The organism is Chryseobacterium sp. WX, assembly GCF_029542485.1.
Taxonomy (GTDB): domain Bacteria; phylum Bacteroidota; class Bacteroidia; order Flavobacteriales; family Weeksellaceae; genus Chryseobacterium; species Chryseobacterium cucumeris.
The window spans coordinates 832,083-857,404 of sequence record NZ_CP120710.1 but is presented as its reverse complement, the minus strand read 5'-3'; the positions used below and the strand labels follow the sequence as shown (position 1 = coordinate 857,404).

Here is a 25,322-nt window from a genome sequence, read left to right as displayed (position 1 = left end):
TTTTAACATGTTGTTTTTTATTGCTCTATGGTGGCTTCTTTGTAGTGTTTCAGGTATTCTTTAGGAGAATATTTCATAATGGATTTGAAAACCCTGTTAAAATTGGTAAGGCTATTGAATCCACTATTAAATGCAACGGAAGAAATACTATACATATTACTGGCTGTCAATAGTCTGCAGGCCCGTTGTACACGAAGTTCATTAAGGTATTCAACATAAGTGATGCGGGTACGTTTTTTAAAAGACCGGCAAAATGCCTGAGGTGTCATACAGGCTTCTTTGGCAATAAGATCAAGGGTTAGTTTATGTTGGGCAAAATTTTTCTTGATAAAAGTCTGTGCATTTATAATTCTTTGATCTGTATCAGAAACAGGATTAGGCAGATTTTTTTCTGAGGATAAAGGAATATGCAAATGCCTGTTTTGCATAAGGTGGTTTAAAATCCTTATAAAATCAATAATTTGATCTACACCATTTGTTTTTTGCAGTGCAGCAATATCTCCTGCGATATTTTCTTTAAGTTTGGCTGCTACCTGGAAACCCACTTCTGAATGATTGATGAAGTTTTTAAGTTCTTCAAATTCCGGTAAGTCAAAAAATGCAGCAATCTTTTTATGAGGATCAAAGAAAATAGAAATAGCATGAACTTTCTGCTTTTCGTTTTTCTCAAAACTACCCCTGAAAACATGGGATTGATTAGCTCCGAGATAGAAAATATCACCTGCCTCGAAATTAAAGAGATTCTGTTCTATGGCCAGTGTTCCATGCCCTCTAAGAATCCACATGATCTGTGTTTCTGTATGACGATGGAAATAAGGATAGAAATTAGGCATTATATCTTCCTGAATGCGGATACTTTTATTGGTATCGGCAGGAACAGAAAACTGGAGACTCTTCATCATAATATGAAAGCTTTACCGGGTTATTAGATTAGCAAGGTTAAAATATTGCTGAAGTTAAGCAAAATATGAACATTAAATATCATATTAAAATCCAAATTTTACATATTCTTATTTTTAATGAATAAAGTACTATAAATAGTACAAAATCGTAACTTTAAACTTTTAAAATAAAAAGTATTCATAATATATGTTTTCAGCACAAACTTATCAAGACAGAAGGTCAGTATTACAAAGAAGTGTCTCTAACGGAATCTTATTATTTCTTGGAAATATAGAGAATCCTGTGAACTTTGAACATAATCCTTATTATTTCCGTCAGGACAGTACCTATTTATACTATTTTGGAATTCAGGAACCCCGCATTGCGGCTATTATCGATATTGATGAAAATAAGACCATTGTTTTCGGAGATGAACTAAGTATCGATGATATTGTATGGATGGGCAGGCAGGAAACCTTGAAAGAAAAAAGCCTGAAGTCCGGAGTACAGGAAACTTTACCTTATGCAGATCTTTTTCAATATATTGTAAAAGCAAAAGCTTCAGGAAGAAAAGTACATTATCTTCCTCCCTATCAGTCTTCCAATAAAATTGTACTGGGAGACCTTCTTGGGATTAAAATTGCAGAACTGCAACCATCTGTGGAAATGATTAAAGCCATTGTAAAACAGCGTTCCATCAAAGAGCCTCAGGAAATTATACAGATTGAACAGGCCGTGAATGTATCCAATGAAATGCATTTGCTGGCAATGCGTGCAACGAAGCCGGGAATGAAAGAATATGAAATTGCCAACGCGATCCAGTATCTTGCAGCGAATAAAGAATGTCAGATGTCTTATCCTCCTATTGTGACCATCAACGGAGGAATTCTGCATAACCATTATCGTCTTAATACCATAAAAGAAGGCGATCTTTTCCTGAATGATTCCGGAGCAGAAACCGCAATGGGATATGCGGGTGATCTTACCAGAACCTTTCCTGTAGGGAAAACTTTTACAACGAAGCAAAAGGAAATGTACGAAGTGGTTCTGAACGCTTTTAATCAGGCTCAAAACCTTTTGAAACCGGGAATACGATTTAAAGATATTCACCTCAAAGCGGCACAACACCTGGTAGAAGGGCTTATCGATCTTGGATTGATGAAAGGAAACCCTGAAGATGCTGTAAAGAATCATGCTCATACCCTATTCTTTCAGTGTGGACTCGGGCATATGATGGGACTTGATGTACATGATATGGAAGATCTTGGAGAACAGTATATCGGTTATATAGAAGAAGAACCAAAAGATACCAAAACATTCGGACTGAAATCTTTACGCTTAGGGAAAGCTTTGGAATCCGGTTTTGTTGTAACTGTTGAACCAGGTATTTATATGATTCCGGAACTGATTGACATTTGGCAGGCTGAAAATAAAAACGTAGACTTTATTAATTATGATAAAGTAAATGAATACCGGAATTTCGGAGGAATCCGTGTGGAAGATGATTTCCTGATCACAGATAACGGATACAGACTTTTAGGTAACGGATTAATTAAAACCGTTGAAGAAATTGAAAATTACAGAGCTGAACATTGAGTTTAATTCAAATACGATCTATGAAGAATATAAAAAAACTAACAGCTATTGCCTTGTATTTCCTGTGCTTGTCACCATTCGCGGCACAGAAGACACAATGGACTCCAGATGGCAACGCTTATTATTCATTTACTAAAAAAGGAGTGGAAATTGTTGATCTATTGCATCCCGGAAAAGATCAGACGCTTTTAAACAGTAGTGAACTGATTCCTGCCGGAAGTTCTGAAGCCTTACAGGTACAGAGTTTTCAGGTATCTCCTGATGATAAAAGTTTATTGCTTTTTGCCAATACAAAGAAAGTATGGAGAGATAATACCCGAGGAGATTACTGGATTTTCGACAAAAATACTAAAAAGCTTACCCAATTGGGAAAAGGATTACCTGCTTCCTCACTGATGTTTGCAAAGTATTCTCCGGATGGCAAAAAAGTAGCTTATGTATCTAAGCATAATATTTATGTGGAAGATCTTGCCAGCAATAAGCAGACTAAGATCACTACAGATGGTACAGACGGAATGATCAATGGAACTTTTGACTGGGTATATGAAGAGGAATTCGGAACCCAGGATGGTTTCAGATGGTCGCCGGACGGCAGTAAAATTGCTTACTGGAAGCTGGATGCACGTGGTACGAAAAACTTCCTGATGATCAATAATACAGACAGTCTGTATTCTTTTACCGTTCCGGTAGAATATCCAAAGGTGGGAGAAGATCCTTCCGGATGCAGTATCTGGTTTTATGATCTTGCTTCCCAATCTTCAAAGAAAGCCGATATTGCAGGGGATGAGAAGCAAAACTATATTCCAAGAATGGAATGGGTGCTGGATTCTAAATCCATTATTCTGCAGCAACTGAACAGAATGCAGAATCAAAGTAAAATTATCGTAGCAGATGCCAATTCCGGAAGCTGTAAGGTCATTCACACAGAAAGCGATGCGGCATGGATTGATATAAAAACCCGATGGAATGACAACGATCCAAAAGGCTGGGACTGGATTGATAATGGTAGAGAATTTTTATGGCTTTCTGAGAAGGACGGATGGAGACATATTTATAAAATAGATATGAACGGTAAAGAGACCTTAATTACAAAAGATGCTTACGATGTAATTAAACCAGAATTCTTTGATGTTAAGAACAACCAGATTTACTTTTTAGCTTCCCCGAATAATGCCACTCAGAAATACCTGTACAAAGTAAGTATGAAAGGAGGAAAAGCCCAAAAAGTAACCCCTGAATCCTATACAGGCTCTAATACTTATACGATATCACCCAATGGAAAAATTGCCATGTTTACCAATAACAGCATCAATGCATTTTCCACAGATGCAGTGATATCACTTCCGGAACATAAAGAATTGGTTGCTGCCAAGAGGTCTGCAAAAGCAGATCCTGCAAAATCTAAAACTGAATTTTTTCAGATTACTACCCAGGACGGTATTACATTAGATGGTTGGGTAGTAAAGCCTAAAAACTTTAATCCTAATAAAAAATACCCAATCGTTTTCTACGTATATGGGGAGCCTGCTCTGCAAACAGTCACAGATGATTTTTATACCGGCTGGAATTGGTTATATGCCGGAGATATGGCTGAAGACGGTTATTTATATGTTTCTCTTGAAAATCGGGGAACACCTTCTCCGAGAGGACGTGAGTGGAGAAAATCTGTCTATCGTAAAATAGGTCAGATGAATATCCGTGATCAGGCGATGGGAGCAAAAGCTTTATTTGAAAAATGGCCTTATATTGACACTTCAAGAGTTGCCGTATGGGGCTGGAGCGGCGGAGGCTCTTCTACCCTGAATCTTTTGGGGCAGTATCCTGACATTTACCAAACTGGAATCGCTATTGCACCGGTTGCCAACCAGTTATTCTATGACAATATCTATCAGGAACGTTATATGGGGCTTCCACAGGAAAACAGAGAAGACTTTGTGAAAGGCTCACCATTGTTTTATGCTAAAAACTTAAAAGGAAATCTTCTGTTGGTTCATGGAACAGGTGATGACAATGTACATTACCAAAATACGGAAGTTTATATTAACGAACTGGTGAAATACAACAAACAATTTCAGCTGATGTCTTATCCTAACCGTAGCCACGCTATTAATGAAGGTGAAGGAACCTTGCTGCATCTGACAACTATGTTTACCAAGTATTTAAAAGAACACTGCCCTCCGGGAGCAAGATAAAAATATACAAAAACCTGCAATATTGCAGGTTTTTGTATTTAAAGAGTATTTGTTATTAAACCTGGTATTGTAAACTACGATTTAGTAATGATGATATAGTAACTTGTGTCACCACCAGTTGGTATATTGAGAAAACATTCATCGTGGGTTAACTGATTGGGTTCTCCACTGACATATTGAAGGAAAAGTGCCACTTTTTGATTGGGTACTGTTGTTTGTAATGTATGCATTAAGATCTGAGCATTTGAAAATGAATAAGCTGTATTTGTTGCATTTCCAGAATCATCCCTGCCTGCGGTAATAATTCCTCTTGAAACAGAATTAGAAGTATAAGTACTGCCGGATGCTGTGGCAAAAACGGTATTTATATTGATCTGTCCGGAGAAACTATAATTTTGAGTGTTATTATATCTGTTGCAACGTACTGATCCCCAGGCTTCAAAAGAATATACGCCAGGCTCAGGAATTACAATATATTTAACATTACTTACCGACTGACCATTCACTGTTGCTGAAGTATCTGTACCAAAAGTAAATCCTGCGCTATTGCCTTTTAGTCCGGCATCATTAATAATAGGAATATTGATATATTGATTGGGGTCATATAGCGAAAATCCTCCGGTGTTGTTAGAAAGTGAATAGGTGGCAGGATATTTTGAAAGTTGCTGATAATACAAATATTTAACAGTAACTGGCATTATTGCACTATTTCCGGAGGCATCCACGCCTAATTTATTGAAAGGAGGAGTATAAGCCGGTGATGAAAGTCCAGGTAAATTTTCATGCCTTATATTAAGTACTCCGGCAGAGTTTACATGTAATAGGGCTGTGGGCGTGGATGTCCCTATATTAATTCCCACATTTCCGGTATTGATTACTTTCATAAGTTCTGAAGATGAGGAGTCATTAATTTCCAAAGCTTTAGTTGTGCTAGTATTGTTTTTAGATACAACATCAAGAGTGGCGCTCGATGTAGCTGTATTGAATCCTATATTTCTGCTTTGAGCAAATAAAAAGAAGGAAACAAATGTAAAGGGTATAAAGAATATTTTGTTCATTACCGTTTTATTTGCAGTTATAACTTAGAAATAATGAATGTTACTTTTTTATCAGCAGCCCCTGAAAGAGAACATGCATTTGTGTTGAACTGATCACCTGTTCCCCAGTTAGTAAATAAAGCAACTTTCTGATTGGCTGTTGTAGTTGCTATAATAGAAAATATGCTATTTTGTGAGGGATAATCATATTGCCCTGGGCTGCTTAAATTACCTGTACTGTCACGTAGAGGAAATAGATTGGAGCGTATACTGGTCTGTTCGTTATAAGTAGTACTTCCTGCAGATGCCAGATAAATGCTGCTGGCTACACCTATAAAATTGTTCCCTCCACTACTACCGGAAATAGCACCTGTACAATTTATATAATACTTTAAATTTAGCTTGTACACGCCAGGATCAGGAATGGTAATGTAAATTACATTGGTTGCCGGATTACTTCCTCCGGAGATCCTGTTTAGCGTTGCAGATGTATCAGTCCCCAATGTTACATTTAGTGAATTACTGTCAATACCGGTAGCCTGGAAAGGTAGACTATAGAAAATACTATTATTGTAAAGAGAAAATGCTGAAGTAGTCTGAGAGTTATCGATAGTAATGTATGAATAAAGTACAGCAGGTACATAGGTACCTACATATCCATTGGCATCTACTGCAATAGGGGTTACACCGGATGCTAATTGGGGAAGATTTTCGTAGCGGATACTTCCTTTGGTATGCAGCTTTGCAGTAGGGATAGGTGCGTTTATTCCCACATTTCCATTATCAAGAACTGTCATCATTTCCGTTCCTGTGGAATTGTTTATTTCTAATGCTTTTGTAGTATTGGTATTGCCTTTTGAGACAATATCCAGTGCTGCAGATGGGGATGGCTGATTAATGCCTACCTGGGAATGGCTTAATGCAAAAGTAAGCACAAAAGCCTGTAATAATATTTTTTTCATCGTGTGTTATTTGATGACAAATCTGCATCAAAAATCAAAATATATCAAATAAATATATACAACATACATACATCACGTATACAGCGCAAATTTCGCATTTAAATTTAAATGATTCATTTTCAGTTATTTAATTATTTTATTGCTACATCAAAATAGATTTGTTTACTTTTATTTAGATATTGAAAACGTGAGCTTTAAAAATTATTATCATACATATTACGTATGAATACTCTTCTTTTAACAGTATAAATATTAAAAACAAAAGCGTATTGAAAAATTACTGCGCTTTACATATTTATTATTTATTAAAATAAACTCATCTTCCTGAATTTCATTTAAGATAAATTATCATTATTTTTGAATTGATAATTCTAATATCACGGATTTGAAACTACCACGCTCCTATTACTCCAATCAAGATGTTCTTTTTCTGGCTCAGGATCTTTTGGGAAAAGTACTTTTTACCAAAATCAATGGTGAAACAACAGCCGGAATTATTGTAGAAACAGAAGCCTACTTTGGCGTTAAGGATAAAGCTTCCCATGCCTATGGAGGCAGACGTACAGACCGTACAGAAACATTATACAGTCATGGCGGTGTATCTTATGTGTATCTATGCTATGGGATTCATCATCTTTTCAATGTGGTGACTTCAGTGCAGGATGATCCTCATGCCGTTCTTGTGAGGGCTATAGAACCTTTAATTGGAAAAGAAATTATGGAACTCAGAAGGAATATGTCTGCTTCTAAACCTTCTATTTCTGCAGGTCCGGGATCAGCAGCGAAAGCATTAGGAATTGACCGGACATTCAATAAAAAAGATCTGGATGGACATGAGATCTGGATTGAAGACCATGGGATTTCATATCCTCAGTCTGAAATCATTGCAGGTCCTCGTATTGGTGTTGCCTATGCACAGGAAGATGCGCTTTTACCCTGGCGTTTTTTTGTGAAAGGAAATAAATATGTGAGCAAACCCAATAAAGTATAAATATCAGGATTCATGAACCGAATGATAAAACTCTTTATAATACATCACCAGACTGTCAAGAGAGAACCCCCGGTTCAGCCCACTTGTATTGGGCAAAACCCAGACTTTTGCCCCACAAAAATCTTCTGACTGCTCTCCCCAAAGAATTTCTTTTTTCTTAGAAAATGCCTTGTAAGCTGCTTTACCGAGAAAAGCAATATATTTCGGCTGGTACTTTGTTATTTTCAGTTTAAAACTTTCAAGAGATTCATCAAATTCCTCCTTTGAAAGTTCATCTGCACGAGAGGTTGCTCTGGCCACAGCTGTGGTTAGTCCATATCCAAAATCAAGAAGAGAAGTATCATTCACCGCTTCTATTTCATAGGATGTAAACCCTGCCTGATGCAGTACTTTCCAAAAACGATTACTCCTTCCTGAAAAATGGTGACCATCATTGGATGATTTTAAGCCAGGATTAATTCCACAAAAAATAATGTTGAGATGCGTTGAAATAATGTCTGTCAGCATAATGATATTAAGTTACTTCGAGGTATAAAGGTATCACTATTTGTGTTATCCAATTCCATTATATCATATGAAACGGTTCATCTTCGGTAAAATACATTCTATCTCTGTTTTTTACCGGATCACATAGTTTGTAGGGCTGATTATAAATTGGTAATGATAATTTTGTACCGTAAAAGAAATGAATTTTCTTTAAAAGATTTTCATTCTCAATATTATTAAAACAGAAATAGTATGAACTGGATTGCATTAATTATCGCAGGGATTTTTGAAATCGGATGGCCATTAGGGCTTAAACTATCCCAACAGCCGGAAAATAATAAATGGAGCTGGATCATTTTTTCGATTCTATGTATGACTGTCAGTGGTGGATTTCTTTGGTATGCCCAAAAAAGTATTCCTATAGGAACGGCATATGCAGTCTGGACAGGAATTGGTGCAGTAGGAACTTTATTGGTGGGTATTCTTTTTTTTCAGGATTCAGCCAGTATCTTAAGGTTATTGTCTGCATTACTGATTGTTGTAGGGATTATTGGTCTTAAGTTATTTTAAACAAAAAATTGGCTTAGGATGATTAAACATCTTAAGCCAAAGCAGTATTCAACATTCAAATCATAAACTATCTCTATTTATATTGGTCGCCCTTTGACGGGGTGGTTTTGAACAGGATTTCACTTCTCAATCCTAAAGCTCTATCAATGGCTTATAAGTTCTTCCCACGGGAAGTTGTTTTCCATTGATCTGAATAATATTGGCAGATTTTACTTCTATTTTTGATCTTGATATGATATAAGATTTATGAATGCGGGCAAACATTTTGGGATTTAGAATTTCCTCCATTTTACTAATTGGCATTTTAAAAGTGAAAGTCTCTGTCTTTGTATGAATATGAATGTATTCTCTTAAACTTTCAATATAAAAAATATCCTGGAGAATAATTTTAACCTTCTTTTTACCACTGTTCATGAAAATAAAATTACGTTCGTAAACTTCGAGTAAAGCATCATCTGCTTCCATCAAATGCTTGAATTTTCCAATAGCAGTCAAAAAACGCTGATAAGGGATGGGTTTCATCAGATAATCTGCAATATCAAGCTCATAGCCTTCTACCGCATACTGATGATAAGCAGTTGTAACAATCACAAAAGGAGGATTTTTTACATTTCTGAGAAAATCAAAGCCTTTTACTACCGGAAGATGGAGATCAAGAAACATTAAATCTACATCATGAATACTTAAAAGACTGCTGGCATATACTGCATCTGCACATTTTCCTACGAGATTCAGTTCCGGATCTCTGGAAATGAAATTTTCCAGGATATCTGCAGCAATAGGTTCATCTTCTACAATAATACAGTTGTATCTTTTAGTGGCTGGTTGTATCATAGAAATCAATGGTTAAAGTTACACTATAACGGTTATTCTTATCTTCTACAGAAAGCGTATGGTTGGGATAAAGTAATTCTAGCTGCCTGCGTATATTTTTCAGACCTATTTTTGTGGAATGCTCATGGGGCTGTTTCTGCTTGGAGTTTTCTATGAAATAAGTAAGGATTCCGTTTTTTAATCGGATATCTACGGTAATGAATGCTTCTCCCAGACTTTCGGAAACACCATGTTTAAAGGCGTTTTCTACAAACTGTATCAATATCAGAGGTGAAATTTTCTGAAAAGGATTATCAATATCTTCTATAAAACTCACGGTAAGCTGATGGTAACGAATCTTCTGAATCTGGATGAAATCTTTAATATTTTCAATATCCTTGGTTAGAGAAATCGTTTTTTCTGCAGCTTCATAAATATTATACCGCATTACTTTGGAAAGCTGAAGAATAACATCTGGAGTTTCATCTGCTTTTTTCAGAGCCATTCCGTAAATGTTATTAAGCGTATTGAAAAGAAAATGAGGGTTGATCTGTGCCTTCAGCATGGTAAGCTCCTGATCCAGTTTTTCAGATTTTAATTGAGAGATCTGTTCTTTAAGTACATTCTTTTGCCGTGTAATTTCAACCCCAAAAATAAGGCCTATCATAAAAATCAGATCCATAAAAGAATTAAAAACCACATAGCCATTGATAAATCCTGAAGTATGCTTTCCGTTCAATGTCTCTGTAACGCCATAGATATACGGATATATGATATAATGGGTTAAAAACCGGTGACCCAAAACAGATGCTGTTACAATGAAAATACAGAAAATATATTTAAAAATAAGTTTAAGATCCACCTTTTCATATACATACAGCAAAGCATACGCTAATGGAATTTTCACAAAAAGATATCCGAGCTCCAGCATAAATGTATTCTGAAGTCTTATCTGCCATTTGAAATCCGGAAACTGATATCTGGACCAATAAAAGTCAAGGTAAACCTCCAGAATATAATACAATATCCAAAAAAACAAATGAATCCGCCATTTGGATTGACTGTCTGATTTCAAGCTTATTATGATTTAAAAGTACAAAGTACTATTTGTTCTCCCAAATATAAAAAATAAGTCTATCAAATGGACGTAACCATCTATAAACTATCAGTTTTGATTATGAGCGGTAATAATGTTGGAGGAAAAACAGATGATTTATGAAGGTCTAACTCTTCTTTTTACTCATAAAATGCAAAGAAACATTGGGGTACATAAGATTCAAAAAGCAGAAGATCAGTAATACATTGAATTCAATACCATTCGTTCCTCCACCTACCACAAACCATCCATTTTGCCAATGGACATAATAGATTCCCAAAATGAAAATCAGAATATTACAAACAGCTATTGGTTTTATGTATCTATCAATCCAGATTAATGGTACTGATAAAAGATGAATCAGTTTTACTATCCATGCTATATAAATTCCTACAGGATTGAAACCTAATCCATTCAGGTATATCTGTCCAAAATCATTCACATCCCCACTGAAAATGGAAATCACACTATGCATCAGTAAGATCACTGAAAGCGCAAAACGAAGGTAGAAACTCTTTTTCACAGAAACAAAATTAGAATACAAAAACAAGGATTCAATATTTTGTATATCAACAACTTTGAAATCAGTATAAAAGTTTTGTTTCGTAGTAATAATAACCTTTATTATTGAACGCTATTTTAATGAGATATTAAATTTTACACATATTTCAATATAAAGTGATTTAATTGGTAGATTTTATTATATTTACGTCCAGATACAATGATGAGTTCCCTCATGATCATTACTATATCTTTACAGATATTTTAAATGATTAAGGCAAGATTCTAATACACAAATACTTCTATCTTTTTCAATTAAAAAAGAGTGGTAAAATAACTTACCACTCTTTGTCTTATATCCGGAAAAAAACTTTCTTAATTCTGTGTCAGGCTTTTCTTAATGAAATCTTCAAGTTCTTTACCATGAAGGTTTTTAGCTACAATAGTTCCCTGCCCGTCAATAATGACATTAAAAGGCAGTTCTTCGATTTCATAAAGCTTTGCTACAGGGCTTTTCCAGAATTTTAAATCACTGATCTGTATCCACGTAATCTGAAATCTGTCAATGGCTTTCTGCCAGCTTTCTTTATTCTTATCCAAAGAAACACCTACTATTTCAAACTGATTATTTTTTATCTGTTCGGAGTAGGTATTGTACATTGTTTTCAACTGAGGTTGTTCCTCTACACATGGAGCACACCATGTTGCCCAGAAGTCGATCAGAACCAGTTTTCCTTTTAATGCTGAAAGAGAAAATGAAGTTCCATCTGCCTTTGTCATTGTTATTTCAGGAGCTTTCTTCCCTACTTCTATGGTGTTCTGGGCAGAAATATATCCTGAAAACAGTATGAAAAATAATATTGTTAAAGAGTTCTTCATATTAATCATTTGTAGGATAATTTTTATCCAGCCAATCTGTTTTGATGTTTTTCGGAAGATTTAAAAGCTTTGCATTTGTGAAGCCCAATTCCATTAACAATGCAAATGCAGGACGGATATTAGGACATTTTACAAAAGGACAGCAACCGCAATAGATCACAATTTCTCTGTTCTTAGGAATATTTTTAAGATAATTTCTCAGTTTTTCCAGATTTTCAGGTTCATGAGTCGGTCCGATGTCTACAGAACCTTTCACAATAGCTTCAGGTCCTACCGAAATGATGACCAGATCTTTTGTTTTTTGATTTTCAATTCTGGAAGCCAGTAATGCCGGATCCATCAGCTGGCTGTCTTTCCATGGATCCTGTTTTTGCTGTGCCTGACTGAATATTGAACAAACCAGGCAGGCAATGATAAACAAATACTTCATTCTTCTATTTTTCACAAAGATAAGTTGAAAAGTTCAGAGTTCAGGGCTGATTACTCAAAGCAGGTTTATTTAAATTTTTAATATTAAATCCGATTCCGAATAATTTTATACATTTATCTAACATATTGTTGAATCAAAACACGCTTAACAATGGAAGAAAAATTCCAGCCCGATGCAATTATTATCGGAACCGGACTGGCAGGGCTTACCGCGGCGATGGAAATTACCAATGCCGGAAAAAAAGTATTGCTTCTGGATCAGGAAACAGAGCAGAATATCGGCGGACAGGCATTCTGGTCATTTGGAGGATTATTTTTGATTAATTCTCCCCAGCAAAGAAGAATGGGAATTAAAGATTCTTATGAGCTGGCACTGCAGGACTGGAAAGGTACCGCTGGTTTTGACCGTCCCGAAGATTACTGGCCCCGCCAGTGGGCTGAAGCTTATCTGAAATTTGCTGCCGGTGAAAAGTACGATTATATTTCCAAACTGGGAATCAGGCTGATGTTTATGGTTGGCTGGGCAGAACGTGGTGATGGATCGGCAACGGGTCATGGAAATTCCGTACCCCGTTTTCATGTGAGTTGGGGAACAGGAACTGGCGTGATAAAACCTTTTGTTGAAAAAGCTTACAAAGCTCAGGAAAAAGGTCTGCTTCAGATGAAATTCAGACATCGCGTAACTGAAATTATTACAGAAAATGATAAAATAAAAGGTCTTAAAGGAGATATTCTGGAAAATGATACCCTGGAAAGAGGTGCTGCAACCAACAGAAACGTTATCTCCACATTTGAATATTCAGCTCCAAATATTATTATTGCTTCCGGAGGAATTGGTGCCAATCATGACCTGGTAAGAAAAAACTGGCCGGAAAGATTGGGCAAGGCACCTGAAAACATGGTTTGTGGTGTTCCGGCCTATGTGGATGGTAAAATCATAGGCATTGCAGAAAATGCAGGTGCTCATATCATCAATCCGGACAGAATGTGGCACTACACGGAAGGCTTACAAAACTGGAATCCAATCTGGCCCAACCACGGAATCCGCATATTGCCGGGGCCATCATCGCTATGGTTTGATGCTAAAGGTGAACGTCTCCCCGCTCCTTTTCTTCCGGGATTTGATACGCTGGGGACTTTACAGTATATCCAGAAAACAGGGTTTTCTTATTCATGGTTTATCCTTACACAGAAAATTATCAAAAAAGAATTTGCCCTTTCAGGTTCGGAGCAGAATCCGGATATCACCAATAAAGATTATGCTCTTTTTCTGAAAAGGATTTTTGGGAAAAAGGCACCCGCACCTGTAGAAGCTTTTAAAGAACACGGTAAAGACTTTATTGTTTCAGATAATCTGGAAGATCTGGTTAAAAGAATGAATCAACTGGCAGGAAATAACCTGTTGAAATATGAAAAGATAAAATCACAGATTGAAGCCAGAGACCGCGAACTCAACAATAAATTTTCAAAAGACACCCAGATAAATTATATCCGGAACACCCGAAATTATTTAGGAGATAAACTGGGACGTGTAGCGGCACCACACAAAATTTTAGATCCGGAAAACGGACCTTTGATTGCAGTACGTCTTAATATTTTAACCAGAAAAACGTTGGGCGGAATAAAAACCAATCTGAATGGTCAGGTATTGAGAGAGGATGAAAGCATCATTGAAGGATTGTATGCTGCAGGAGAAGCTGCGGGCTTTGGCGGTGGCGGAATGCACGGCTACAGAGCTCTGGAAGGAACATTTTTGGGAGGCTGCATCTTTTCAGGAATGAAAGCCGGACAATATATTGCCCGACTTTAAAATTAAATACTAATGAATATGAGTAATTATTTTAATCATAAAGTCATTTGGATTACAGGTGCATCATCAGGCATTGGAGAAGCTTTAGTGAAAGAGCTTTGCAGGAACAGCAATGCAAAAATTATTCTTTCTTCCAGAAAAGAAGAACAGCTTCATTCCGTTGCTGAGAAATCTTGTTTGAGCAGAGACAGATATGCGGTCATCCCTTTAGATCTTAAAAATTATAAAGAAATGCCTTCCATTGCAGCAAAAGCAAAAGAAAAATTTGGAAAGATTGATATTCTGATCAATAATGCCGGAATGTCACAGAGGTCGTTAGCCATGGAAACCGATATTGAAGTAGATAAACAGCTTATCGATATTGATTATATAGGAACAGTAGCTCTTACAAAGGCTGTTTTGCCTTATATGATCCGAAATAAAGGAGGACAGATTGCCGTTGTATCAAGTCTAATGGGAATTTTCGGTGCTCCTATGCGAAGCGGATATGCCGGTGCAAAACATGCTTTACATGGATTTTTTGATGCCTTGAGGGCAGAATTATTCAGCCAGAATATTAAGATTACGGTGATCTGTCCGGGTTTTATTCAGACTGATATTTCTATTAATGCTGTTACCGGGGACGGTTCATTACAGGGCACGATGGATGATGCTACGAAGAATGGCATGCCTGTAGACATCTTCGCGAAAAAAATGCTTTATGCCATAGAGAAACAGAAAAGACAACAAGCGATAGGCGGTAAAGAAGTGATGGCTGTTTACCTGAAACGATTTTTTCCAGCCTTATTAGCGAAAATAATCCGTAAAGCTAAGGTGGTGTAAAGAAAAAGCATCATTCAAGAAGAAATGATGCTTTTAATAAATATAATGAAGAATGTGTTTTAAAAGGTCTTTACCAGGCCTATACCCACTATTTTATTCTGATAAAATGGCATTACCATGGTGGATGAAAGCGAAGTCTTAACTTTATTTTTTCCTCGTAATAAATTATCAATTTTTGGAAACAGCCAATATGCCAGTTCTGTAGAAAGAATTCCAAATCCGGCTCCTGCTATGACATCTCCCAGCCAATGTTTATCATTCAGCATTCTGTAAACTCCGGTGAAAATTGCAAATGGATATCCTAGAAATTGGTGTCTTTATATTCCCGGAACATAAATTGTGCTGAAGAAAATGCCGTGGCAGCATGCCCTGAAGGAAAAGACAACGTATTAGAACCGTCCGGTCTTTCCTCTTTGACCAGATACTTTAAAGGCATAGTAAAGGCAGCCGCAATCAGTTGTGACGAAGCGTAAATAATGGTTCGGTCTCTCAGATTATGTTTTCCTTTTATCCCGATTGCATTAAGTCCATATACCATTACTGCCGGAGCATATTGGGTATAATTATCCAGTTGTATCTGTTTAGGCTGATGTTCGTTGATTTCAACCTTTGTGGATAGATTAAGCTGCTTCAGATTCTTGATGGAAAGACCTGCTACTCCGTAGGTAATAAATGCGCCAGGAATGATCAGGCTTTTATAGTTAAGTGTGTTTTTTTGAACTTCTTTTGTGCCAATGCTATCGTCTACATATTGTTGAACACGTATCGTGTCATTGGTGTTCTGAGCATTGATCCGGCTTACCACTGAGCTCAAAATCATTACGTAAACCAGCGTTTTTTGAAACTGTTTTTTCATTTTAAATTCCATTTAAAATTATCCGATTCTTTGTTAAAATTTATAGCTGTATCCCAAACGAACCACCTGGGTTTCGTAGTAATCATTGCTGGTATAAGCAAATCCGTTGCCTTGTACAGACTTCTTGATCACCATTGTATTAAGCAGATCTGAAGCATTTAAAAAGAGTTCCCCTTTCCCTTTCTGAATGGCTTTTTTCACGCCTGCATCCACTGAGAATCTTGATTGTATTCTTCCCTGAGGAATAATATCCGGAGCCAGATACACCAACGTAAACTGCATATCTAACCCTTTTGAGCAGTGAAAAACATTGTTCATCTTAACATTCCCCGAGATAGCGGTTTGCTGGTCTGCGGAGAATGTATTAGGCTGGGGATACAGATTTTGTACAGTAAATGCATTAATCTGATTACGGTATATATTTCCGTTGACATTCAGGGAATAAACATCCGATACTTTTTGGTTCCAAATTGTTTCAAACCCTGTATTATAGCTCTTTCCTGCATTTTGAAAGATGGCATAAATAAGGGTGCTGCCCGGAACAATACTGGAAATCCTGGTGATCGTTCCGTTGACAAAACGGTGGTATAATGCAGAATATAAATATCCGCTATTCCAATTGTGCTTATATCCAAGTTCAATAGAGTTCGTAAACTGTGGACGTAACGCCGGATTACCAACCTTAATAATCTCTGCATCATCATATTTCGGAAAAATCCTGATATCCACTTCATTGGGGCGGTCTACCCTTCGGTTGTAGAAAACAGAGAACTTATTACGGTCATCAAGCTTATATGCCAGCCTGAAATTCGGGAATGGTTGGGTGTAGTTGTATCCGTCACTTTTATAGGTAGGATGATTAGGATTTACATCATACTGAATTTTCACATATTCTAATCTAAGTCCCAATTCTGCTTCCCATTTTTCATTTTCAAAAATATAATTTCCATAGACGGCAGGAATAAATTCTTTATAATCAGCCTTTCCACCCGCAGAAACATCCAGAACAGAATTGGTTCCCGGAATAAAATTCATATTGGTAGGAATGCTTCTGTTTCTCAACTTAATTCCTGTTTCTATTCGCCCATATTTCAATGGTTTTACATAATCTATATTGAAATCGTATACCTGTTCATCTGATAATAGTTTAAACGCATCAGTTCCTGTAGAAGACGGCAGATAATTATCATAGAAATATTTTTCATCCTCTCTATGGAACGTATAGTTGAATCCCACGTTCAACACATGTCCGGCTTCTTTGAATTTATGCTGATAAGAGGCTGTTCCCATCACGGTTGTTTTCAGCTCATCCTCCAAAAACTGCCACAGACGCAGGCGTTGAGACTTATCTCCATTGAAAAATGGCTGATCTCCTCTGTCGATAATTTTTTCACTTCCGTACATTCCTGAAATGGTTAAGGTATTTTGAGAATCAATATTCCAGTCTATTCCGGCCTTAGTGGTGAAGAAATTGGTGTTTCTGTTTCTTTTCAGCTGGGAATTAATAATTGTTCCGTCATCATAAGTACGGGTTACAAATTCATTCTTGTTAAGGGTTTCTGTATAAAGATTATCTGCCTGTAAGAATATATTGACCTTGTTTTTTCTGTAATTCACAGACAGTGATGGATTAATTTTAGGCGTAAGAGTATATTGTGGTCTTATAGTGGGAAGATTTTCCTTTCTCACCCAAAGTGAGCCTAAACCTGTGGTGAATCCTGCTTTTCCGTTCCATCCGTTCTGTTTATTTTTTTTCATGATAATATTGATGATTCCGGCATTTCCATTCGCATCGTATTTCGAGGAAGGATTGTTGATAATTTCAATTTTATCAATCGCAGAAGCAGGAATATTATCCAATCCGGTCTGGCTTCCAAAACCGGTGAGAGCTGTCTGTTTGCCATCAATCAGAACGGTTACTTTATCGTTTCCTCTCAATTGTACTTTACCGTCCTGAACCGTAATTCCCGGAAGATTCTGCATGCTTTGTAATACAGAACCACCACTTTGGCTGATGTTATCTGCTACAGAATAGGTTTTCTTATCCAGACGGCTGTCTATTTCATTCTTTTTGGAAGCTGTAATGGCAATCGCCTCTATTTTGTTTTCTGTTTCCTGTTGCGGAACTAGCTCAATGGCAGGAATTTCCAGAAACTCAGAAAGACTTCCTATAAAAACGGGCTGTACTTGCGTATGATATCCTGTGAGTGAGGTTTCCAGAAGATAATGATCTGGTTTTATTCCGGTAAGAGAAAATCTTCCTTCTTCATTGGTAATTGTTCCGGCTGTAAAAGTGCTGTCTTTTTCTTTCTTTAAAATAATATGAGCATAGGGTAATGCCGTTTTGTCGATACCTGTGATCCTTCCTGAAGCGGTTACAGAAGCGGTCTGGGCAGAAACAAGAGAAGAAACCATCATACAGGTTGGAAAAAATAACAGGGCTGTCTTATTCATTCTTCTAGTTTTATTTTCTTTAAAATATTTTTTATTATAACAGGTGTTGGATTATTCGTTTTGAAGGGGTAATTCCCGGCTGTGTTTTCTTTGTGAAATGATGATCATCAATACCATCAGAGCAAGAGATATGAGAGATGCATTGAGAGTTCCCATATCCAGTCCTCCCTTCGCTAAAGGTTTGGTTAAAAGATCTCCGAAAGTAGCACCAAATGGTCTGGTAAAAACAAAAGCAATCCAGAACAGCAACACATGATTGATCTTCGCGAAATAATGAATCAATACGACTATTAAAATAATGAGTCCTGTAATCAAAGCTCCGGTCATATATCCCAGTCCTAAATTATCACTCAGAAAATCTCCGAAAGCAGTTCCCAGGCTGTTGGAAAATAAAATGGCAGTCCAGTAATACAGTTCTTTATTCTTTTCAAAAATGGGATAAACCTCAAGATTTCCATATTTTTTGTACCATAAAAACAAAGAAAGCAAGAGCCCGGAAAGTAGAATTAAACTACCAGTCAGATAGCCGGTTTTCAGAGTTCTGTCGATGCAGTCAGAGATTTCCGTTCCTAAAGTGGTTGTTCCTATAATCACCATCCAATAGACGGCTGGTATATATTTTTTCACACCAAGCTGCACGGATAAAATGATGACAAAGAACACCAAGGTAATCAGACTACCTGCTACGTAGCCCAGATGAAGCGTCATAGAAATAAAATCTCCTAAAGTCTCTCCTAATGTGGTGGCAACAATTTTCATGAGCCAGAATAGAAGGGTTACGGATGCAACTTTGTTTACAGTTTTCATTTTCTAAATACAATTTATACCTCAGTATGTTTTCAATACAAAGGTGCAAACCGATTTAGAAGAAATTTAGAATTATGGGAAACCGGGATTTTTTTAACTATAATTTAACAGAGAAAATATGGTGTTGATTTTCAAACCTGTAATTAACAGACCTCTTATGAAACCTGCAGATTTCCTGAATGATAGATAAGCCTAGCCCGCTTCCGCTATTATCTGTTGAAAGTTTTGAAAATCTTTTGAATAAGAAATCTGTATTCAGTTTCTCAGTCCCTGAATTGGAAACCTCAAAAACAGAATGGGTAAGCTGTACGGAAATGCTGCCTCCTACAGCTGTATGACGAATGGCATTGATTAAAAGATTGTTGATTAATATTTCTGCCAGAATATTGTTTCCTCTTACCTGTACCTCATTTGTGATGTGTTCTGTAACTGAAATATTTTTTTGCTCAAAATGTTCTCTGAGAATATCAATGCTTTGGTGAAGCAAAAGATCCAGCGAAATAATTTCCGAGCTGTCGAACTGGTTATTATCAATTTTAGCAAGCAGCAAAAGGTTTTTATTGATACGGGAACTTCTTGTAAGCGCCCTGTTCATATCTTCTGCAATGCGGTATTGCTTTTCAGTAAGGTTTTGATCCTGAAGCAAAATGTCCAGTTTGTTTTTAATAATAGCTAGTGGAGTCTGCAGTTCATGGGAAGCATTTTCGGTGAATTCTTTCTGGGTTTTGTAAGTAGAAACATTTCGTTCTATGAGTTTGTAAAGAGACTGATTGAGTTCTTCAAATTCAGCAGTATCAGAAGCTGGAAATTCTATCGTACTCTGGCTGTTAAGATTGAAAGTTTTCAGCTGATCCAGTGTACTTCTGAACGGCTTCCAGACAGACGATGAAAGTTTTCTGTTAAGATATAAAAGTCCAAGAACAATCACTACGAAAAAAAAGATGGTAATTAGGGCAATAACGGCTATGGTTTCATGAGATTCCTCAATATTGGTTTGTATAGTAAAAAGATAAGGTTTGCCATGAATATAAATTACTTTTTTAAGACATCTGTAACGCTCTTTTTTCTGTTCCGAAATAAAAGGCAGATGCTTTTCGTAAGTATAAATACTGTCCTGTTTTACCTGACTGGGAGAAATTCTTTCAATACTGGTTTCGGGCTGAATATGATTCCATAATTCAAGGCTTTTGTTCAATGCTTCTTCAGAAAGTTGTAACTGATTGAATTCATAAGCCGTTTTCTCTACAATAATCTGATTATGCTCATCCAGCTCATTTTTCCAGATCGTATCCACCACAAAATAATAGACAGGGATACTGATCATCAGTACAATAAGTACGTAGATCAAAAAGGGTTTGGTAGTTTTGGTGAGTAGAGGCTTCACAATAATGATGAATTATAAATTATGAGTTATGATTTATTTTTTGTTGTAATGATGATGCTTCGGATTATTTTTAATATTTCTGTAGCTTCATTATTGATGCTTTCATATTCTGTGGATGATAAATAATCTGTCTGAAACAAAAGCTCAATCCAGTAAATAGATTCATCACATTCTTTTTGAGCAACAGCCAGTTTATGAATAAAATCTGCTTTACTTTCAGCATTTTGTGATTCTCTTACTAAGGCTCCTACTGCTGTTCCGCTTCTTAAGAGCTGTTTACTCAGAACATATTCATTCTTAGTGGCTGTAAGATATTTATAAAGATTAATAATCCTTATAGCAAAACCAAAACTTTTATCTTTCAGCACATTTTTCTTTTCACTCATAATAATTCATCATTTATAACTCATCATTCATAATTACTCTAGCTTTCCCACTTATACCCCGTTCCATACACCGTTTTAAGATAATGCCCGCATCCTGCATCATAGAGCTTTTTCTTAAGATTTTTTACATGAGCATAAACAAAATCATGATTGTCCAGCATATCTGCGAAATCCCCGGAAAGATGTTCCGCAAGGGTACTTTTGGAGATGACTTTATTTTTGTTACCAATAAAATAAATTAAAAGATCAAATTCTTTCTTTGTCAGAGAAATCACTTCATCATTCACTGCCACAGTTTTGGCCCATAAATCGATTTGAAGCTCATTTTGTTTTACCACATTGGAACTACTGAACTGTTTTCGACGGATAATAGAATATACTCTGGCCATAAGTTCAGAAAGATGAAATGGCTTAGTAAGATAATCGTCAGCGCCCAGTTTTAGTCCTTCAATTTTATCATCAAGGGCATTTTTAGCGGAAATAATAATTACTCCGTCCTGTTTCTGTTGCTTTTTTAATTCTTCCAAAATGACAAGTCCATTTCCGTCCGGCAGCATAATGTCCAGTAAAATACAGTCATAGTCGAATGTTTCTATTTTGCTCATAGCTTCACCAAATGTGCTTGCAGATTCACAGAGGTAATTTTCTCCGGACATATATTCTGAAATACTTTGAGCAAGTGCTGCTTCGTCTTCAATGATAAGAATTTTCATGCGATAAAACTATCATTAAATTTAGAAGAAATTTTGAATTTAAATCATTTAAAGAATAAAAAATGAAAATATGTTATCTCTCCGGAATCTGCGCCTTCTCATAGATCAGTCCTTCATTTTTCAATTCTTTCCAGAATTCAGAAGGAATAGTAGTGTTAAGAGCCTGCAGATTGTCTTTCACCTGCTCAGGCCGGCTGGCTCCAGGAATAATAGAAGCAAATTCGTCGGCTGCCAGTACAAAATGAAGGGCGGCATCAATAAGGCTTATATTGTATTTTTCAGCAAGAGAACTCATTTTTTTCCGCTTTTCATACATTCCTTTTGGAATTACATCTTTATAATTATAACGTTCTCTTCCTGCTATATAGCCTGAATTGTACCCTGCTCCCGAAACCAATTTTACCCCAACATTTTTAACAGTCGGAAGAAGGCGGTCCACAGCATCTTCATGTTCAAGAATAGAATATTGTGTGGCCGAAAGACAGATATCCGGATCAGCAGATTCGATACAGTCTAAAATAGGTTCTATCTTATTAACACCCATTCCCCAGGCTTTTATTACTCCTTGATCACGAAGCTCAGAAAGTATCTTAAAAGCACCGTTTCTCGCCTGCTTCAGAAAATAAGGATAACGATCTCCTACCTGATCTTCAGAAAGGTCATGGACATAAACAATATCAATATGACTCAATCCGGTTCTTTGAAGGCTGTCTTCAATAGATTTCTGTACGGCGTCGGCTGTATAATCATGCAAGAAGTCGTAATCAAGAGGTTTTTTCCACATGGTTGGAGGAACATCAGATTCAGGAACCTGATGAAAAAGCCTTCCTACTTTGGTTGAGAAAATAAAGTCATCCCTGTCTTTATCTTTAAGGAAATTTCCAAATCTCCGTTCACTTTTGGTCAATCCGTACCATGGAGAAGTATCATAATACCGGATTCCGATATCCCAGGCTGCCTGCAGTATTTCATGAGCCTGTTCATCTGTAATATTTTCAAAAGCTGTTCCTATTGCTACACCCCCTATTCCCAGTTGGTGCTTTTCGGTTAAAATGTGTGATTTCATATATGAAATATTTAAAGTGTTGGATGATCAGTAAAGTACAAACATCGTGCTGGCACTGAATGAAACGTTAAAAAGAAAATACCTGTTGAAACCTGAAATTCTTAATGAGAGCTGATATTAAGGCTGTTTTGGCAATTTATAGATTATGTTAAATATTTGTTTTGTCGTTCTTTTGGTCTTGTTATTGAATGAAATTCAGTACACCATTTCAAATAATCACATACTATGAAAAAGCACATTCTAATCGTAGGAGGAGGATTTGCGGGTATTAATCTTATCAAGTCTCTTCAGAATGATAAAAGGTTCAGAATAACGCTGGTTGATAAAAACAATTATCATTTTTTTCCGCCGCTTATCTATCAGGTAGCTACTTCGTTTATAGAAGCTTCCAATATCAGCTATCCTTTCAGAAAACTGTTTTCAAATAATAAAAATGTGAAATTTCACATGGGAAGCCTGATCAGAGTACATCCGGAAAATAAGACAATAGAAACAGATACCGGAAATCTCAGCTATGATTATCTGGTACTGGCATTGGGCACAGAGTCTAATTTTTTCGGAATGGAAAATGTAAAAAAGTGTGCTCTTCCGATGAAAAATATAGAAGAAGCACTCTATTTGAGGAATCATATTCTGCTGACTCTGGAAGAAGCGGCCAGAAATAAAAATATTAAAGAAGCCGAAAAACTTCAGAATATTGTTATTGCAGGAGGAGGACCAACTGGAGTAGAACTCGCAGGAATGTTGGCGGAAATGGGAAAATATATTGCCCAGAAAGAATATCCGGAAATCAAACTGGGACTTTCCAATCTTTACCTTATTGATGCTTTACCTACTTTACTTTCGCCTATGAGCCAGCTGGCCCAGAAAACGGCCTATGAGAAACTGAAAGAATTAGGCGTGAAAATCCTTTTGAATGTATCTGTAAAAGATTATAAAGACTGTAAAGTCATTCTGAGCGACGGAAATTCTATTGAAACGGAAACCCTGATCTGGACTTCAGGAGTTATTGGAAAAGAAATCCCAGGATTACCGGAAGAAACCATTGGAAAAGGCAGAAGAATACTGGTGGACGACTATAATAAAGTAACCGGAACTACCAATATTTATGCGTTGGGAGATATTTGTCTGATGATTTCCGAAGAAAAATATCCTAAAGGACATCCTCAACTTGCTCAGGTCGCCATTCAGCAAAGTAAAAACCTCGCTGCCAATTTTAAACGGATAGAAGATGGAAAAGTGCTGGAGCAATTCAGGTATAATGACAAAGGCAGTATGGCCATTATTTCTAAATACAATGCGGTAGTAGATCTTCCGAAAAATTCCTTTAACGGTTTTATAGCATGGCTTACCTGGCTTTTCATCCACATCATTCCGCTGGTAGGGTTTAAAAATAAACTTCAACTTGCGATGGACTGGTTCAGGTTATTTATTACCAATAACCCATCCATCAGGCTTATACTTTTTCCAAAAAGAAATACAGAAAACGGATCATGATAAAAAAATAAGAACACTTAAATCCATCATATTATGAAAAATCAAAGAAGACCACCATTTTTTGGAGAAACAGTCGTTATCACAGGTGCTTCAAGCGGAATTGGTAAGGCTACGGCAGAGGCATTTGCAGAACAGGGAGCTGATCTTGTGCTGGCAGCAAGAGGAGAAAAAGCGCTTACAGAGACTGCAGAATTATGCAGAAAACTGGGAGCAACAGTGCTTGCTGTTCCTACAGATACTTCTGTTGCAGAAGATGTTCAGAACCTTGTCAAGGAAACCCTTGAATTCACCGGAAAAATTGATTATTGGGTCAATAATGCGGGAGTGTTGGCATTTGGTAAATTTGAGGAAATTCCAGTTGATGTCAGTGATCAGATTGTTAAAACAAACCTTTTGGGATATATGCATTCGGCACATGCAGTGCTTCCTGTTTTCAAAAAACAGAAAAAAGGAGTCTTACTGAATAATATTTCTATTGGCGGATGGATGCCGGCACCTTATGGAACAGCATATACAGCCTCGAAATTTGGTTTGCGCGGAATGGTAGAAACTTTGCAGGGTGAAGTTTCAGACTTTCCTGATATACATATCTGTGCGCTTTATCCCGGTTTTCAGAAATCATCAGGAATAGAACATGCTGCCAATTATTCAGGGATAAAACTCAGCACACCTCCTCCTGCGTTTGATCCTCGTAAACTGGCAGCTTCAATTGTAAAAACAGCCAAAAATCCAATTGAAGCTTCTTATCCCGACTGGTCAGCAGTAGTTTTTAAAAATTTGTATGAATTGTTTCCTGGAATAATTCGTTATGCATCTTCCACTGGGGTGAGAATGTTAATGAGAAAAGCCAATAAAGATGAAAATACCGGAGGAAATGTACAGAACCCTTCTACAGGAAGTATGAGAATTGACGGGAAAACGCTATTTTCTATTCCTAAGAAACCATTAATTCTGGCAGGTGCAGCAATCCTTGGAGCACTGGCTGTTGGGTTCATTTTTTCCGGGAAATCTAAAGAAATAAGATAAGATTGATAGAAATAAACTTTCATTGATATATTTTGAAAAAGTCTCTTTACTATATTTTTTGTGATAT

25 protein-coding genes are annotated in these 25,322 nt (G+C 36.7%); 8 read left to right on the top strand and 17 right to left on the bottom strand.

Annotated features, from left to right (window positions below):
* Positions 1-17: 17 nt before the first annotated feature.
* Positions 18-902, bottom strand: coding sequence for an AraC family transcriptional regulator (locus PZ898_RS03825; RefSeq protein ID WP_228432499.1), 885 nt, complete (start codon positions 900-902; stop codon positions 18-20).
* 187 nt (positions 903-1,089) lie between these two features.
* Here PZ898_RS03825 and PZ898_RS03820 point away from each other — a divergent pair, with 187 nt between their 5' ends.
* Both PZ898_RS03820 and PZ898_RS03815 read left to right on the top strand, forming a co-directional pair.
* Positions 1,090-2,478, top strand: a complete 1,389-nt coding sequence (locus tag PZ898_RS03820; protein WP_277694841.1) for an aminopeptidase P family protein — start codon at positions 1,090-1,092, stop codon at positions 2,476-2,478.
* 20 nt (positions 2,479-2,498) lie between these two features.
* Positions 2,499-4,670, top strand: coding sequence for a S9 family peptidase (locus PZ898_RS03815; RefSeq protein WP_277694840.1), 2,172 nt, complete (start codon positions 2,499-2,501; stop codon positions 4,668-4,670).
* A 74-nt stretch (positions 4,671-4,744) separates the two neighbouring features.
* Here the strand turns inward: PZ898_RS03815 and PZ898_RS03810 are convergent, their stop codons facing one another.
* The gene (locus PZ898_RS03810; RefSeq protein ID WP_277694839.1) at positions 4,745-5,728 is read right to left on the bottom strand and encodes a hypothetical protein; all 984 of its coding nucleotides are present in this window, start codon (positions 5,726-5,728) and stop codon (positions 4,745-4,747) included.
* A gap of 17 nt (positions 5,729-5,745) precedes the next feature.
* Positions 5,746-6,669, bottom strand: coding sequence for a hypothetical protein (locus PZ898_RS03805; protein ID WP_277694838.1), 924 nt, complete (start codon positions 6,667-6,669; stop codon positions 5,746-5,748).
* Between the two features lie 385 nt (positions 6,670-7,054).
* Between PZ898_RS03805 and PZ898_RS03800 the strand changes: the two genes are divergently transcribed.
* A complete protein-coding gene (locus tag PZ898_RS03800; RefSeq protein WP_120231156.1) occupies positions 7,055-7,660 on the top strand; it encodes a DNA-3-methyladenine glycosylase in 606 nt (201 codons plus the stop codon).
* 3 nt (positions 7,661-7,663) lie between these two features.
* On the opposite strand, the gene mug is transcribed toward PZ898_RS03800, so the two are convergent.
* A complete protein-coding gene (mug, locus tag PZ898_RS03795) occupies positions 7,664-8,167 on the bottom strand; it encodes a G/U mismatch-specific DNA glycosylase (protein WP_062669477.1) in 504 nt (167 codons plus the stop codon).
* A 231-nt stretch (positions 8,168-8,398) separates the two neighbouring features.
* On the opposite strand from mug, the gene PZ898_RS03790 reads away from it, so the two are divergent.
* Positions 8,399-8,716 (top strand): multidrug efflux SMR transporter, encoded by a 318-nt coding sequence (locus PZ898_RS03790; RefSeq protein WP_062669479.1) that lies wholly within the window; start codon positions 8,399-8,401, stop codon positions 8,714-8,716.
* A 132-nt stretch (positions 8,717-8,848) separates the two neighbouring features.
* On the opposite strand, the gene PZ898_RS03785 is transcribed toward PZ898_RS03790, so the two are convergent.
* The 5 genes from PZ898_RS03785 to PZ898_RS03765 form a co-directional block, all read right to left on the bottom strand.
* Positions 8,849-9,550, bottom strand: coding sequence for a LytTR family DNA-binding domain-containing protein (locus PZ898_RS03785; protein WP_277694837.1), 702 nt, complete (start codon positions 9,548-9,550; stop codon positions 8,849-8,851).
* Positions 9,531-10,568 carry a histidine kinase gene (locus PZ898_RS03780; RefSeq protein WP_277694836.1) on the bottom strand — a complete coding sequence of 346 codons (1,038 nt, stop codon included), beginning with the start codon at positions 10,566-10,568 and terminating at the stop codon, positions 9,531-9,533. The genes PZ898_RS03785 and PZ898_RS03780 overlap by 20 nt, the downstream gene beginning before the upstream one ends.
* A gap of 184 nt (positions 10,569-10,752) precedes the next feature.
* Entirely contained in the window at positions 10,753-11,148 is a 396-nt protein-coding gene (locus tag PZ898_RS03775; RefSeq protein WP_277694835.1) for a DoxX family protein, read from the bottom strand.
* 353 nt (positions 11,149-11,501) lie between these two features.
* Positions 11,502-12,005 carry a TlpA disulfide reductase family protein gene (locus tag PZ898_RS03770; RefSeq protein WP_228436646.1) on the bottom strand — a complete coding sequence of 168 codons (504 nt, stop codon included), beginning with the start codon at positions 12,003-12,005 and terminating at the stop codon, positions 11,502-11,504.
* Between the two features lies 1 nt (position 12,006).
* Entirely contained in the window at positions 12,007-12,435 is a 429-nt protein-coding gene (locus PZ898_RS03765; RefSeq protein WP_123279763.1) for a rhodanese-like domain-containing protein, read from the bottom strand.
* Between the two features lie 150 nt (positions 12,436-12,585).
* On the opposite strand from PZ898_RS03765, the gene PZ898_RS03760 reads away from it, so the two are divergent.
* Together PZ898_RS03760 and PZ898_RS03755 are read left to right on the top strand one after the other, a co-directional pair.
* A complete protein-coding gene (locus tag PZ898_RS03760; protein WP_062669490.1) occupies positions 12,586-14,244 on the top strand; it encodes an FAD-binding dehydrogenase in 1,659 nt (552 codons plus the stop codon).
* 18 nt (positions 14,245-14,262) lie between these two features.
* The gene (locus tag PZ898_RS03755) at positions 14,263-15,066 is read left to right on the top strand and encodes an SDR family oxidoreductase (protein WP_123279762.1); all 804 of its coding nucleotides are present in this window, start codon (positions 14,263-14,265) and stop codon (positions 15,064-15,066) included.
* Between the two features lie 59 nt (positions 15,067-15,125).
* On the opposite strand, the gene PZ898_RS03750 is transcribed toward PZ898_RS03755, so the two are convergent.
* The 8 genes from PZ898_RS03750 to PZ898_RS03715 all read right to left on the bottom strand — a co-directional run bounded on the left by PZ898_RS03750 (position 15,126) and on the right by PZ898_RS03715 (position 22,732).
* Entirely contained in the window at positions 15,126-15,332 is a 207-nt protein-coding gene (locus PZ898_RS03750) for a hypothetical protein (protein ID WP_277694834.1), read from the bottom strand.
* Between the two features lie 35 nt (positions 15,333-15,367).
* Complete coding sequence (locus PZ898_RS03745; protein WP_277694833.1) at positions 15,368-15,922, bottom strand: hypothetical protein; 555 nt, start codon at positions 15,920-15,922, stop codon at positions 15,368-15,370.
* A 33-nt stretch (positions 15,923-15,955) separates the two neighbouring features.
* A complete protein-coding gene (locus PZ898_RS03740) occupies positions 15,956-18,376 on the bottom strand; it encodes a TonB-dependent receptor (RefSeq protein ID WP_277694832.1) in 2,421 nt (806 codons plus the stop codon).
* A gap of 51 nt (positions 18,377-18,427) precedes the next feature.
* On the bottom strand, positions 18,428-19,183 hold the full coding sequence (locus PZ898_RS03735; RefSeq protein WP_277694831.1) for a hypothetical protein: 756 nt from the start codon (positions 19,181-19,183) through the stop codon (positions 18,428-18,430).
* Between the two features lie 97 nt (positions 19,184-19,280).
* Positions 19,281-20,531: a HAMP domain-containing sensor histidine kinase gene (locus PZ898_RS03730; RefSeq protein ID WP_277694830.1), complete on the bottom strand. Its 1,251-nt coding sequence runs from the start codon at positions 20,529-20,531 to the stop codon at positions 19,281-19,283.
* 62 nt (positions 20,532-20,593) lie between these two features.
* A complete protein-coding gene (locus PZ898_RS03725; protein ID WP_174525188.1) occupies positions 20,594-20,953 on the bottom strand; it encodes a four helix bundle protein in 360 nt (119 codons plus the stop codon).
* A 38-nt stretch (positions 20,954-20,991) separates the two neighbouring features.
* Positions 20,992-21,666 (bottom strand): response regulator transcription factor, encoded by a 675-nt coding sequence (locus tag PZ898_RS03720; RefSeq protein WP_062669504.1) that lies wholly within the window; start codon positions 21,664-21,666, stop codon positions 20,992-20,994.
* A gap of 73 nt (positions 21,667-21,739) precedes the next feature.
* The gene (locus tag PZ898_RS03715) at positions 21,740-22,732 is read right to left on the bottom strand and encodes an aldo/keto reductase (RefSeq protein WP_277694829.1); all 993 of its coding nucleotides are present in this window, start codon (positions 22,730-22,732) and stop codon (positions 21,740-21,742) included.
* A gap of 225 nt (positions 22,733-22,957) precedes the next feature.
* On the opposite strand from PZ898_RS03715, the gene PZ898_RS03710 reads away from it, so the two are divergent.
* On the top strand, positions 22,958-24,229 hold the full coding sequence (locus PZ898_RS03710) for an NAD(P)/FAD-dependent oxidoreductase (RefSeq protein ID WP_277694828.1): 1,272 nt from the start codon (positions 22,958-22,960) through the stop codon (positions 24,227-24,229).
* A gap of 33 nt (positions 24,230-24,262) precedes the next feature.
* Entirely contained in the window at positions 24,263-25,255 is a 993-nt protein-coding gene (locus tag PZ898_RS03705) for an SDR family oxidoreductase (protein ID WP_277694827.1), read from the top strand.
* The last annotated feature ends 67 nt before the right edge of the window (positions 25,256-25,322 follow it).